This is a genomic window from Stenotrophomonas sp., from assembly GCF_050737075.1.
Lineage (GTDB): Bacteria > Pseudomonadota > Gammaproteobacteria > Xanthomonadales > Xanthomonadaceae > Stenotrophomonas.
The window spans coordinates 1-13,158 of the sequence record NZ_JBOHXV010000042.1 but is presented as its reverse complement, the minus strand read 5'-3'; the positions used below and the strand labels follow the sequence as shown (position 1 = coordinate 13,158).

At 68.9% G+C, this 13,158-nt stretch carries 11 protein-coding genes; 6 read left to right on the top strand and 5 right to left on the bottom strand.

Annotation, left to right across the window (positions count from 1 at the left end; genetic code table 11):
* Positions 1 to 32: 32 nt before the first annotated feature.
* From folC to ACREPD_RS11715, 5 genes are all read left to right on the top strand, one after another.
* Positions 33 to 1,307: a bifunctional tetrahydrofolate synthase/dihydrofolate synthase gene (folC, locus tag ACREPD_RS11735; protein WP_431599501.1), complete on the top strand. Its 1,275-nt coding sequence runs from the start codon at positions 33 to 35 to the stop codon at positions 1,305 to 1,307.
* A gap of 101 nt (positions 1,308 to 1,408) precedes the next feature.
* Positions 1,409 to 2,446 (top strand): SPOR domain-containing protein, encoded by a 1,038-nt coding sequence (locus ACREPD_RS11730; protein ID WP_431599500.1) that lies wholly within the window; start codon positions 1,409 to 1,411, stop codon positions 2,444 to 2,446.
* A 12-nt stretch (positions 2,447 to 2,458) separates the two neighbouring features.
* Positions 2,459 to 3,256 (top strand): CvpA family protein, encoded by a 798-nt coding sequence (locus ACREPD_RS11725; protein ID WP_431599499.1) that lies wholly within the window; start codon positions 2,459 to 2,461, stop codon positions 3,254 to 3,256.
* A 29-nt stretch (positions 3,257 to 3,285) separates the two neighbouring features.
* On the top strand, positions 3,286 to 4,752 hold the full coding sequence (purF, locus tag ACREPD_RS11720) for an amidophosphoribosyltransferase (RefSeq protein WP_421570698.1): 1,467 nt from the start codon (positions 3,286 to 3,288) through the stop codon (positions 4,750 to 4,752).
* A gap of 73 nt (positions 4,753 to 4,825) precedes the next feature.
* The gene (locus ACREPD_RS11715) at positions 4,826 to 5,626 is read left to right on the top strand and encodes a ferritin-like domain-containing protein (protein WP_431599521.1); all 801 of its coding nucleotides are present in this window, start codon (positions 4,826 to 4,828) and stop codon (positions 5,624 to 5,626) included.
* A 311-nt stretch (positions 5,627 to 5,937) separates the two neighbouring features.
* Here ACREPD_RS11715 and ACREPD_RS11710 read toward each other — a convergent pair whose 3' ends face one another.
* Entirely contained in the window at positions 5,938 to 7,425 is a 1,488-nt protein-coding gene (locus ACREPD_RS11710; RefSeq protein WP_431599498.1) for a T6SS phospholipase effector Tle1-like catalytic domain-containing protein, read from the bottom strand.
* Between the two features lie 219 nt (positions 7,426 to 7,644).
* Between ACREPD_RS11710 and ACREPD_RS11705 the strand changes: the two genes are divergently transcribed.
* The gene (locus tag ACREPD_RS11705; RefSeq protein ID WP_431599497.1) at positions 7,645 to 8,898 is read left to right on the top strand and encodes a M12 family metallo-peptidase; all 1,254 of its coding nucleotides are present in this window, start codon (positions 7,645 to 7,647) and stop codon (positions 8,896 to 8,898) included.
* A gap of 66 nt (positions 8,899 to 8,964) precedes the next feature.
* Here ACREPD_RS11705 and lpxH read toward each other — a convergent pair whose 3' ends face one another.
* The 4 genes from lpxH to ppx all read right to left on the bottom strand — a co-directional run bounded on the left by lpxH (position 8,965) and on the right by ppx (position 13,094).
* Positions 8,965 to 9,705, bottom strand: a complete 741-nt coding sequence (lpxH, locus tag ACREPD_RS11700) for a UDP-2,3-diacylglucosamine diphosphatase (protein WP_431599496.1) — start codon at positions 9,703 to 9,705, stop codon at positions 8,965 to 8,967.
* 47 nt (positions 9,706 to 9,752) lie between these two features.
* Positions 9,753 to 10,292 (bottom strand): phosphatase PAP2 family protein, encoded by a 540-nt coding sequence (locus ACREPD_RS11695; RefSeq protein WP_431599495.1) that lies wholly within the window; start codon positions 10,290 to 10,292, stop codon positions 9,753 to 9,755.
* Positions 10,273 to 11,409 carry a glycosyltransferase family 4 protein gene (locus tag ACREPD_RS11690; protein ID WP_431599494.1) on the bottom strand — a complete coding sequence of 379 codons (1,137 nt, stop codon included), beginning with the start codon at positions 11,407 to 11,409 and terminating at the stop codon, positions 10,273 to 10,275. The genes ACREPD_RS11695 and ACREPD_RS11690 overlap by 20 nt, the downstream gene beginning before the upstream one ends.
* Before the next feature lie 158 nt (positions 11,410 to 11,567).
* Positions 11,568 to 13,094, bottom strand: coding sequence for an exopolyphosphatase (ppx, locus tag ACREPD_RS11685; protein WP_431599493.1), 1,527 nt, complete (start codon positions 13,092 to 13,094; stop codon positions 11,568 to 11,570).
* Positions 13,095 to 13,158: the final 64 nt, after the last annotated feature.

Sequence of the window (13,158 nt, the reverse complement as noted above, 5' to 3'; positions counted from 1 at the left end):
CATTGTTCTGCGTCCTACGAAATTTCTTTGCCATGACGAATACCCGCCCGCACTCACTCGCCGATTGGCTCACCTTCATCGAGCAGCAGCACCCGGCCACCATCGACATGGGGCTGGAGCGCGTACGTGCGGTGGCCACCGCGATGGGTCTGGGCCAGCCGGCGCCGCAGACCATCGTGGTCGGTGGCACCAACGGCAAGGGCTCCACGGTGGCGTTCATCGCGTCGATCGCGCGTGCGGCGGGCTGGAAGGTCGGCGCGTACACCTCGCCGCACCTGCTGCGCTACAACGAGCGGGTGCGCATCGACGGCGAGGACGCATCGGATGCGGCCCTGGTCGCCGCGTTCAATGCCATTGAAGACGCCCGCGGAAGCACCACGCTGACCTATTTCGAGTACGGCACGCTGGCCGCGCTGCACCTGTTCGCGCAGGCCGGGCTGGACCTGGCCGTGCTGGAAGTGGGGCTGGGCGGCCGGCTGGACGCGGTCAACATCGTCGACGCCGACGTGGCGGTGATCACCACCGTGGACATCGACCACAGCGACTGGCTGGGCGACGACCGCGAGGCCATCGGCACCGAGAAGGCCGGCATCATCCGCGGCTGGAAGCCGGTGATCCTCGGCGAGACCGACCCGCCGTCCAGCGTGCTGGCACGCGCCTACCTGGTGGGCGCCAACGCGATCCGCGGCGGCAGCGATTTCTTCGCCGATGTCATCGATGCGCAGCGCTGGCGCTGGCGCGACGTGGGCTTCCGCATCGAGTTGCCGATGCCGGCGCTGCGCGGTCCCATCCAGCTGCGCAATGCCGCCTCGGCCATCGCCGCGCTGCGCGCGCTGGACAAGCCGCTGCCGCGCGCGGCCATCGCCGAGGGCGTGGCCCAGGCGCGCATCCGCGGCCGCCTGCAGGCGTTCGATCGTGACGGCGTGGAGGTGCTGGTCGACGTGGGCCACAACCCGCAGGCCGCCCGCGAGCTCGCCGCCGCGCTGAAGGCCGCGCCGGTGGCCGGCCGTACCCTGGCCGTGTTCGCCGCGCTGCAGGACAAGGACGCGGTTGGCGTGGTGGAGGCCCTGGCCGACCGCGTCGATGCGTGGCACCTGGCCGGGCTGGAAGGGGCACGTGCCCAGAGCGCCAGCGCACTGCGCGCACGCCTGGCCGGCACGGCCGCCGCCGCCGCGCTCACCCATGCCGATGTCGACACGGCGCTGCAGCAGGCGCTGGCCGACGCGCACGCCGGTGACCGCGTGCTGGTGTTCGGCTCCTTCCACACCGCCGCGCAGGCGTTGCAGTGGCTGGATCACGCCCGCTGATGCGGGCAATGCAGCGCATCGTTCAGCCGCCTTCGACGCGCCGCACCTGCGCGCCCGTATAATCGCCGTGGCATTCCGCCGCGCCGCCCTGCCTGCCTTCCGTGGATACTCCTCTGAAACAGCGACTGATTGGTGCCATCGTCCTGGTGGCGTTGGCCGTGATTTTCCTGCCCATGCTGGTCAAGGGCCCTGCGCCCGACAGCGGCGTGGCCAATGTGCCGATCAGCGCGCCGGATGCACCGGCCGATGGCCAGTTCCAGACCCGTGAGCTGCCGCTGGTCGCCCCGACCGGCGCCGCCACCGGCCTGCAGAGCGGCGTGTCCAGCACCCAGCCGCTGCAGCAGGACGCCGCCGCGCCGGCCGAACCGGCCGTTGCGGATACCTCGCCGGCCGTCGCCGCCGGCAACTACGCCGTGAGCTTTGGCGCCTATGCCAGCCAAGCCGATGCCAATGCAGTCATTGCCTTCCTGAAGAAGGCCCAGCTGCCGGGCTTCAGCGAACCGGCCACCATCAATGGCCGCCAGGCCTGGCGCGTGCGCGTAGGGCCGTATGCCGACCGCGCGCAGGCCGAAGCCGCCCGCCTGGAGGCGGTGAAGGTACGCAACGACGTGAAGGCCGAAGTGGTGACCCTGGACGCGCGCGCCGGCAGCGCCGTGGCCGCCGCCCCGACGCCCGCGCCGACCCATGCGCCGGCACCTGCCGCTTCCAGCGCTGCCGCCGCGCCAGCGGCCGCCACGGTCAAGACCGAAGCGCTTCCGCCCGAACCGGTTGCGGCGGCCAAGCCGGCGCCCAAGCCCGAAGCCCCCAAGCCGGAGCCCAAGCCGGAGCCCAAGCCGACCCCGGCCAAGCCCGAACAGACGGCTGCCAAGCCGGTGGACGTACCGGCCACGCCGGCTGCCAGCAGCGTCGGCTTCGCCGTCCAGCTGGGCGCATTCGGCCAGGCCGCCGAGGCCAATGCCCTGCGCGACAAGGTCCGCGCTGCCGGCTTCAGCGCCTTCGTGGAGCAGGTACGCACCGACAAGGGCACGCTCAACCGCGTGCGCGTCGGCCCGGTCGCCAATCGAGCCGAGGCGGAGAACCTCAAGGCACAGGTTGCGTCCAAGGTCGGCGTGGCCGGCATGGTCCGGCCGCATCCCTGATGCGGCCCTCGCATGATTGATTTCGTGCTGCTGGCGGTGATCGGCATCTCGACCCTGCTCGGGGTGATGCGCGGTTTCGTCAGCATCGTCATCAGCACCTTCTCCTGGCTGCTGGGGGGCTGGGCCGCGCTGATGTTCGGGCGCAGCGCCGCCGCCTGGTGGTCGGCCCCGGCCGCACCGGGCACCGGGCATTACTTCGCCGGCTACCTCACCGTGTTCCTGCTGGTGATGGTCTCGGTGTGGGCCATCGGCCTAGTGATCCGCCAGGCGGTGCGCTCGACCAGCATGAACAGTGCCGACCGGGTGATGGGCGGCGGCCTGGGCCTGGCGCGTGGCGCCCTGATCGGCTGCGCGCTGCTGCTGCTGGCGTCCTACACCCCGCTGACCCGTGAGGCGACCTGGCGCGACTCGCACCTGCGCGCGCTGCTGGACCCCGGCGTGGGCTGGATGCAGGCCAAGATGCCGAACATGCCCGAGCTTCCCGAGCTGCCGGACCTGAAGCAGATGCAGGGCCTGCCGGGCATGCCGACGGCGCTGCCGGAGGTGAACATGGCGCAACTGCCGGGGGCGGAGTTGGGCAAGCCGGGCCGGACAGGCGATAATGGCGTACTTGGCCAGTTGCTGGGTGGGCGCGGATGGCCGCGACCGCTGGATGAGACCCCGCAGCAGGCGGTGGACCCCGCCGACGTGTGGGCTCCAGGCGCCCGGCCAGCCTCCCCCCAGAACATCGACCCGGCGCTCGTGCGCCCGGACGACACCGCTCCGGCACGGAACGGTTCCCCCGGCCAGGCACGGCCACCTTCACAGTAGATGGGCCCAGCCCAGCGGAGATTCGCACCATGTGTGGCATCGTCGGAATCGTCGGCAACCAGAACGTCGCCGGGCAGTTGTATGACGGCCTGACCGTCCTCCAGCATCGCGGCCAGGACGCGGCAGGCATCGCCACCGCCGACGGCACCCGCCTGCGCGTGCAGAAGGCCAACGGGCTGGTGCGCGATGTGTTCGACGCCAAGACCATGTCCACGCTGGAAGGCCGGGTCGGCATCGCTCACGTGCGCTACCCGACCGCAGGTTCGGAAGGCATGGATGAGGCGCAGCCGTTCTACGTGAATTCCCCCTACGGCATCGCGCTGGCCCACAACGGCAACCTGATCAACACCGAGGCGCTGCGCCAGCAGGTGTTCGAACAGGACCGCCGCAACGTCAACACCGATTCGGACAGCGAAGTGCTGCTGAACGTGTTCGCCTTCGAACTGGACGCGCAGCGCCAGCTGACCCCGGAAGCGGCGATCCGTGCCGTGGCCGGCGTGCACCGCCGCTGCAAGGGCGGCTATGCGGTCATCAGCGTGGTGCTGGGCCTGGGCCTGGTTGCCTTCCGCGATCCGCATGGCATCCGCCCGCTGGTGCTGGGCAAGCGCGCCCACGCCGAAGGCGATGAATACATTGTGGCTTCGGAGTCCGCCGCGCTGGACGTGCTGGGGTTCCAGCGCGTGCGCGATGTGCGCCCGGGCGAGGCGCTGGTCATCACCGCGCGCGGCGAGCTGTTCTCGGAAGTCTGCGCGGAGCCGGCAGAGCACAGCCCGTGCATTTTCGAGTACGTGTACTTCGCGCGCCCGGACTCGATGATCGACAATGTGTCGGTGCACAAGGCGCGCATGCGCATGGGCATCAAGCTGGGCGAGAAGATCCTGCGCCTGCGCCCGGACCATGACATCGACACGATCATCCCGATTCCGGACACGTCGCGCGACGCGGCGCTGGAGATCTCCAATACGCTCGGGGTGAAGTACCGCGAAGGCTTCATCAAGAACCGCTACATCGGCCGTACCTTCATCATGCCGGGGCAGGGTGAGCGGGTGAAGTCGGTGCGCCGCAAGCTCAATCCGATCCACCTGGAGTTCCGCAACCGCGTGGTGCTGCTGGTGGACGATTCGATCGTGCGCGGCACGACCAGCCAGCAGATCGTGCAGATGGCGCGCGACGCCGGCGCCCGCAAGGTCTACCTGGCCAGCGCGGCGCCGCCGGTGCGCTACCCGAACATCTATGGCATCGACATGCCGGCCGCCGAGGAACTGGTGGCGCACAACCGCAGTGTGGAAGAGATCGAGGCGCACCTGGGGTGCGACTGGTTGATCTACCAGGACATCGAAGACATGGAAGCGGCGGTGCGCGAGGGCAACCCGGAGCTGAAGTCGTTCGATTCGTCGTGCTTCAACGGGGTCTACCCGACCGGCATCGAGCCGGGCTATTTCGAGCGCATCCAGCAGTTGCGTTCGGATGACGCCAAGCACAAGCGTCGCGCCTGAGGCACGGCGGGTGAGCGCGCAGCTGCCGCTGGAGGATGCGGCCGGTGATCTGCTGCGCGCGGCGCAGTTGTGCATGGCTGAAGCGGACCCGCTGCGCAAGGCGGCGTTGACGCAGCAGTACGCGGCGCAGTTTCGCGCGGGCCAGTTGAAGGCACGCGCGGATGCGCCGCCGCCGGAGCCGATCCGCATGCCGGGCAGGCCGCCGCAACTACAACTGGTGCACCCGCGCGATGTGGCGCGGCGTGGGCTGGGCAATGCGGAAGGACGCGCGGCGTTCATTCACGCGATCGCGCATATCGAACTCAATGCAATCGACCTGGCTTGGGACGCGGTGTACCGCTTCCGCGGGCTGCCGGGGTCGTTCCATGCGGACTGGGTCAGCGTTGCCGACGACGAGTCGCGGCACTTCCAGCTGCTGCATGCGCGGCTGCAGGCGCATGGCCATGCCTATGGCGATTTTGCGGCGCACAACGGGCTGTGGGAGATGTGCGAGAAGACGGCGCATGATGGGCTGTCGCGCATGGCGCTGGTGCCGCGCGTGCTGGAGGCGCGCGGGCTGGATGTGACGCCGGGGATGATCCTGAAGCTGCGTTCGGTCAATGATCATGCGACGGCCGATGTGCTGGAGATCATTCTGCGCGAAGAGGTCGCGCATGTGGCTGCCGGTACGCGCTGGTACCGCTGGTATTGCGAGCGTGCTGGGGTTGAGCCGCGCGCGCGGTTCATCGCGTTGTTGAAGGAATACGCGAACGGGTTTTTGTATGGCCCGTTCAATCTCGAGGCACGTTTGTTGGCCGGGTTCGAGCAGGATGAGCTGGCGGATCTGATCGAGCAGGCGGGGCGTACGGGGCCCGCATCGCAATCGGCGCGATAACGTTGCCGTGGGGCCGGGCTTCGCCCGGCTTCATGCATTTGGGCGAACAGCCGGTGGCCTACGATCTTCTGGTTTGGCGGGACGGTGCGGGTTTGCGGGACACGCCGTGAATCCGTCCATGGAGGCTCGTAGAAAACATCCATGTTTTCTGCGGTCCCGCAAACCCGCCCCGACCCACCTTCGACAGGTGGCTGGTGGCCAAGGTAAAAGCGGCCCATCCCGGTAGGGTCGAATTCCAATCGACTGCCGATAACGGTGCAACACGCGGTGGCGCATGAAAACAATCGACGCCCACGAAACGCAAAACGCCGTTAAACATTCCGCAACACCACACGCTTTCCGTCTTCCGTAGGCCGGTTGATATAGAACAACCCTGGCCCCGGCCGATACGGTAATTCACGCGTCGCATCATCGGCCGCATACAACAACGCGGTGTCGCCCAACGCATCGAAATTCCAATGCGCCGATTGCATGAGGTAGCGCTGTCGCAACAGCAATTCCTGCGCACCATCGAGCGCTTGTCCTGCCACCAGTCGCGCGGCAATGGGCTGTAGTTCGTCAGGCAACGCCATTGCCGGATCCGCATCCGGCGCGCGCGCCCACACCACGCCCGCTGCGGCCGCGCGCTGGTGCATCAAGCGCAGCGCCACCAGCTGGTAGCGCCAGTCGATCTCGCGTTTGAGCACTACGGCCGCATGTGCGAACAGCACCCATTGCGGCAGCACGCTGTCGCTGCCGGCGACACGCAGCTGCTGCCAGCGGTGCCACACGTCCACCCACACGGTGTCGTCGCCCAGTCCGAGCTCGGTTTGCCAGCGCCGGCAGTCGGCCTGCGCGCGGGCGTACACCTGGGTGCTGCGCAGCAGCGCCAACGGCGGTGCGGCGGTGTCGGGCAGGTCGTGCTGGCGGATGCGCTGGCCCTGCGGACGGGTCAGCAGTTTGGGGCCCTCGATGCGCTGGTCGTAACCGCCGCCGATGTTGGCGTGCACGCCGGGCAGGGCGATCTCTTCATGCGGCGGCGCCACGCTGGTCAGCGGGAAAAAGTGGCGGTGCTCGTCGCGCGCGACGAGCTGCAGGACCTTGTCCGCGCAGCCGGCGGCCAGGCCGACCTGCGGTAGTTCGTCGTGCTGGCGGGGGTTGATCGCCACGACGGTGTCGAACAAGCCGATCATGCGTACCGGGCGCAGCGGCAGTGGGGTGGCCAGTTGCCAGCCGGTGCGGCGCAGCTGTTCCTGCAGCCAGGCGTGCCCGTCGGGACGGTTGAGCCGGTTGACGGCGTCGCGCGCGGACGCGGCGCCGCGTGAGAAGCCGAACAAGTCCAATCGCACCTGCGCGAGCACCTGCTGGGGGAACCGTCGCGACAAGGCGCGCAGCGCCTCCGGCAGGCGCTCGTCCAGTGCGCGCCGGACCTTGGCCTTCGCGCCGGTGCGGCCAATGCCGAACGCCAGGCCCATGAGGTCGTCGTCTTCGCCGGTCCGGGTGCCGGCGCCTTCGATGTAGATCGCCAGCGACAGCAGGCCCGGCACGGCTGCTGGCTGAAGGCGCTGGTCGGGGTAGAGCGCATGCAGCCGCGCGATGTTGGTCAGGCCGTTGCTGTAGCTGCTGGTGAGGCGGCTCTGGTACGGCGAGGCATCGTCGGCCAGTACCGCCGGCGCCGGCGGCCGCGGCGCCGGGGTGGTGCTGCCGGGCGGGCGCGAGGCCCGCAGCAGGTTGTCGGCGTTGTTGCGGGTGCCATCGAAAAACAGGCCGATCTGCAGCGTGACCGGCACGGTGGTGGTCGGAGTGAGCTGCCCTGCCATGGCCTCGGGTCCCCTGTCGATGCAGAGCAACGGTAGCGCGAAACCAACGCGGACGCGACGTTGCTGAACCGCTGTGGCTGCCTATCACAGTTCCGGAAGTTGATCGGCTGTCTCTATTGAATTCACGCGATCAATTGGCGCCAGATGGTCCGGCCTGCCGAGAGGGGCGGCTGCGCGAACACGTTCACTTCCGATGTTCACTCAAAGAGAGACGACACGATGTCCAGTTCGATGAGAAAGACCGCAAGTGCGATCACGTTGTTCCTGGCGGTGGCCGGTACTGCAGCCGCCGCACCCTTGTTCGAGCCGGTGACGGTGTTGAGCCGCGCCAGTGCGGCCAGCCAGCCCGCCGCGCAGGGGGTGCTGTCGGCGCCGTCCACGGCCGCCGTGCAGGAGGTTCGCGTCGATGCCGGTGCCGTGGTGGCCGCGCAGCGACAGCTGGAGTTCGAGCTGCTCGGCACGCCGGTGCAGGCGCTGCAGCAGCGCGTGGAATCGCTGCCGGATGGCGGCGCCATCTGGTACGGCAGCCTGCGTGACGCGAGCTCGAAGTTGACCCGCCAGGCCGGCACCCAGGACCCCGGCAATTCGGTGATCCTGGTGCAGAACGCCGGCACGGTGACCGGTTCGATCCGCAAGGACGGCACGCTGTATCGCCTGCGTCCGCTCAGCGACGGCCGCCACGTGCTGGTGCAGGTGGACGAGTCGCGCATGCCGGCAGAGCACCCGGCCGACTACAACGCGCTGCCGAAGATCGACATGCCGGTCAGCGACCGCGCCGGCATTGCGGCGGCGTCATCGGGAACGCCGGCCACCATTCGCGTGCTGGTGGCGGCCACCAATGCCGCGGTGACCGCGTACGGCGGCAACATGCAGTCGCTGGTGCAGCTGGCGGTGGCCGAATCCAATCAGGGCTACACCAACAGCAATGTCGGCATCACGATGCAGCTGGCCGGCTACCAGGCGGTCACGTATACCGAATCGGGCGATTTCAGCACCGACCTGGCACGCTTCCGTTCGACCAGCGACGGCTACATGGATGCCATCCACACCACCCGCAACAGCACCGCGGCGGACGTGGCGGTACTGCTGATCAACAACAGCAGCTACTGCGGCCTGGCATCGGGCATCGGGTCCACGGCATCGACCGCGTTTGCGGCGGTGTATTGGGACTGCGCGACGGGCTACTACTCGTTCGCGCACGAGATCGGCCACCTGCAGAGCGCGCGGCATGACATCTCCACCGACTCCAGCACCTCGCCGTATGCGTATGGACACGGCTACCGCTACCAGCCCGCCACCGGCGCGCGCTGGCGCACCATCATGGCCTACGACTGCACCGCCGGTTGCCCGCGCCTGAACTTCTGGTCCAACCCCAACATCAGCTACAACGGGGTACCGATGGGCATTGCATCCAGTGCGGACAACCAGCGCGTGCTGGTCAACACCAAAGCCGCGATCGCCGCGTTCCGTTGAGGGATTCCGGAGCACACGACGAACCGGAGCACACGACCAACGGTCGTGTGCTACCGGATCGCGGGTTTACGCCAGCGAATCCAGCGTCCACCCCTGCGCGGTGACACGCAGTACCGAGCCCTGTTCGTACCAGTCGCCCAGCACGATGCGCGTGCAGGCGCGGCCACCGGCCTGCAGGCTGTGGATGGCCGGGCGGTGGGTGTGGCCATGGATCAGGGTGTCCACGCCGTAACGCACGAAGGTGGCGGTCACCTCATCGGGCGCGACATCGGTGACGGTCTCGAAGGTGGCGCGGTCGCCCTGTTTCATTTCCGACTGGCGTGCCTGGCTGGCATCGCGTGCCTTCTGTGCGAAGGCGATGCGTGCGGCCAGCGGCTGTGACAGGAACTGCGCCTGGAACACCGGGTCGCGGGTCTGCGCACGGAACTGCTGGTAGGCCACATCGTCGGTGCACAGCAGGTCGCCGTGCTGCAGCAGCACCGGCGTGCCGTACAGGTCGATGACGCTGGGATCGGGAAGGATGCGGAAGCCCGCGCGGCGGGCGTAGTCCTCGCCGACCAGGAAGTCGCGGTTGCCGCGGATGAAGTACACCGGCACGCCGGCGTCGGCGACCGCCTTCAGGGCGTCGGCAACGGCATCGGCAGCGGGCGAGGGCGTGTCATCGCCAATCCAGGCCTCGAACAGGTCGCCCAGGATATACAGCGACTCGGCGTGCATCGCCTCATCGCGCAGGAACGCCAGGAACAGGTCGGTGATGGCTGGACGGCTCGGGTCCAGATGCAGATCGGAGATGAACAGCGTAGTCATGCCCGCCATTGTATTCCGTCGGCGCGCGCGCGGTGTCTGCGGTCCGATCAAACCGGCAACGGCAACCATTGCAGGCTGGCCCCGGCCAACGCGGTGGCAATCGCGGTCGCCGCCAGCACATCGCTCGGGTAATGCAGCCCCAGCACCACCCGCGACACTCCGACCGCCGCCGTGAACGGCACCAGGATAGGGGCCAGCCAGGGGTAATAGGCCAGCGCCACGATGGTGAACGACACCGCATGCAACGTGTGCCCGGAGGGGAAGCTGAATTCATCCAGCGGTGCCACCCAGGCGCGGATGCGCAGGTCGGCGGCATACGGGCGCGGGCGCCGGGTCCAGCGCTTCAGGCCCTTGTAGAGCAGCAGCGCCATCAGCCCGGTGGCGGCCATGTGCAGCGAGGCACGCAGGCCGTCGAAGCCGTCCACCAGCACCAGCACGCCCATCAGCGCATACCAGAACACGCCGTCGCCCAGCCGGCTGACCGCCGCGAACAGCCGGCGCACGCGGCGGCGCCGGCAGTAGTGGTTGGCACGGCGGCACCAGCGGGTTTCGCGCCCGCGCAGGGCGTCAAGCGGCGTGGTCGGCATGTGACCTCCGCGCGCTGGCCAGCTCGGCCAGCAGGGTCTCGAATTCGGCGACCACCTGCTGCGGGTGCAGGCGCTGCATCGCGGCAGCCGCGTTGCGGCCCAGCCGCTCGCGCGTCGCATCGTCGCCGGCGAGGCGCACGGCCGCATCGACGAATGCACTGTCGTCATCCACGGCGACGCCGCTCTCGTCCGTACGCAGGTGCTCGCGCGCCGCGCCGTAGTCGAAGGCCAATGTGGCCAGGCCGCTGGCCATCGCCTCCAGGGTCACGTTGCCGAAGGTCTCGCTGCGGCTGGGGAACAGGAACAGGTCGCCGCTGGCGAAGTGGCGGGCCAGCGCCTCGCCGCGCTGCACGCCGCAGAAAATGAAGTCGGGATTCTCATGTGCCAGCTTCTCGCGCGAGGGGCCATCGCCGACCCACACGAAACGCGCCTTGGGTCGCACCTGCTGCAGGCGACGGAAAGCCTTCACGGCCAGTGCCAGATTCTTCTCCGGCGCGATGCGGCCCACATAGATCGCCGCGAAGCCGGTGCCCTCGATGCCCCATTCCTCGCGCAGCGCCGGGTCGCGCCGCTGCGGGTCGAACTGGCTGCTGTCCACCGCGCGGGCCAGCAGGCGCACGCGGTCGAAGCCCTGGCTGGTGAGGAACTGCTGCAGTTCCTGGGTGGGCACCAAGGTCGCATCGGCCTGGTTGTGGAAGCGGCGCATCCAGCGCAGTGCCGCCGCCTGCAACCAGGCGACGCCGTAGTCGGGCAGGTACTCGTCGAAGCGGGTATGGAAGCCGCTGGCGACCGGAATGCCCAGGCGTCGCGCGGCGCGCAGCGCCGACCAGCCCAGCGGGCCTTCGGTGGCGATGTAGATCGCATCGGGGCGATGCTGCTGCCACTGCCGTGCCAGCCGCTTCGGTGCAGGCAGGCCGAAACGCAGGCCCGGGTAGCGTGGCAGTCCGGCGCCCTGGACCAGCAGGGCGCCGTCGGCGTCGTCCTCGCTGCCCTGTCGGGGGCGGACCAGGTCCACCTGGTGGCCGGCGGCGCGCAGACCCTGTTCCAGCCCCTGCACGGTCAGGGCGACGCCGTTGACTTCGGGGGGATACGTTTCGGTGACGATGGCATAGCGCATGGCGGGCCTCCGGTTTGAAGGCATGCTCGGGGTTGGCCATGTAGCCGACATGACATGACCATGACCAGCAAATGACGCGCCGTCCGGCACAAAAAACCGCGGCCCCGAAGGGCCGTGGTGGTGGTGCGTCACGCGTGCAGGGCAATTGGCGGCACGGCTCAGGCCACGAACGGGCGGAACTGGATCCCGAGGCTGGCCATGCCGTCGATCTCGCCGATCAGGTCGGCGCGCAGCAGCGGCCGGGCATCGATATAGGCCTGCGGCAGGATCAGCGACAGCCGGGTGTCGTCGGCACTGAGTTCCAGCGCCGGCATCGGGATGTCTTCGTGCGCGCGGTTGAGCAGCACCGCCAGCCGCAGCAGGGCGGTCATGCGCCGGGCCGGCAGCAGCAGGCGCTCGGGCAGGGCGTCGAACGCGGACTTGGACACATTGCGCCGGTGGCTGCGCACCAGCGCGGCCAGCAGTTGCTGTTCCTGGCGCGAGAAACCGGCGATGTCCGAATTCTCCAGCACATAGCTGCCATGCACGTGGTAGCCGCTGTGGGCGATCATCAGCCCCAGTTCGTGCAGGCGGGCGGACCAGCCCAGCATGCGGGCATCGTCCGGGTCGAGCTGCCAGCTGCCGTCGACCTGGCCCAGCAGGCTCATCGCCGTGCGTTCCACGCGCGTGGCCTGGGCGATGTCGATGCCGTAGCGCAGGGTCAGCGCCTCCACCGACTCGTCGCGCAGATCGTTCTCGCTGGCGCGGCCCAGGATGTCGTACAGGATGCCTTCGCGCATGGCCGCCTTGCTCACCAGCAGCTTCTCCAGGCCGAGCGCCTGGAAGGCCGCCTCCAGCACCAGGATGCCGCCGGCGATGATCGGGCGGCGGTCGGCCGACAGGCCGGGCAGGTTGATGTCCTCGATGCGCTTGGCCTTGAGCAGCTCGTCGCGCAGTTGCGGCAGCGCCTCGGCGGTGATCGCGCCCTTGCTCAGCTTCATGGTGGCGCAGATTTCGCTGATCGCCTTGTGCGTGCCTGACGAGCCCAGCGCTTCCTGCCAGCCCAGCGTGCGGTACTTGGTGGCGAACTGCTGGAACTCGGCGCCGATCTCGGTCAGCGCGTCTTTCCAGCGCTTGCGGCTCAGCTTGCCGCCGGGGAAGAAGCGGCGGGTGCTGGCAATGCAGCCGGCCTGCAGGCTCTCGCGTTCCAGCGTCTGCATGCCCTGGCCGATGATGAATTCGGTGGAGCCGCCGCCGATGTCGATCACCAGCCGGCGCTGGTCGGGCTTGGGCGGCTGCGCGTGCGCCACGCCCAGGTAGATCAGGCGGGCCTCTTCGCGTCCGCTGACCACTTCAATGGAATGCCCCAGCGCGGTTTCGGCCGGCATCAGGAAGGCCTGCGGCGAGCGCAGCTGGCGCACGGTATTGGTGGCCAATGCACGCACGCGGATCGGTGGCACGGCGCGGATGCGCTGACCGAAGCGGGCCAGGCATTCCAGCGCGCGCTGGCGGGCCTCGGCGGACAGTCCGCCCTTGCCATCCAGGCCGTCGGCCATGCGCACGGTCTCGCGCAGGCGGTCGACCACCCGCAGCTGCCCGAGCGTGTAACGCGCGATGACCATGTGGAAACTGTTGGAACCCAGGTCGATGGCGGCGAGCAGGTCGCCATCCTGCAGGGCGGGCGGAGTCGTGGAGGTATGCGGCATGGCCGAATGGTAGCCGAAGGGTGGGTCGCCGCGTCACCGCGCGGCCTTCACATCAGGGTGTTGC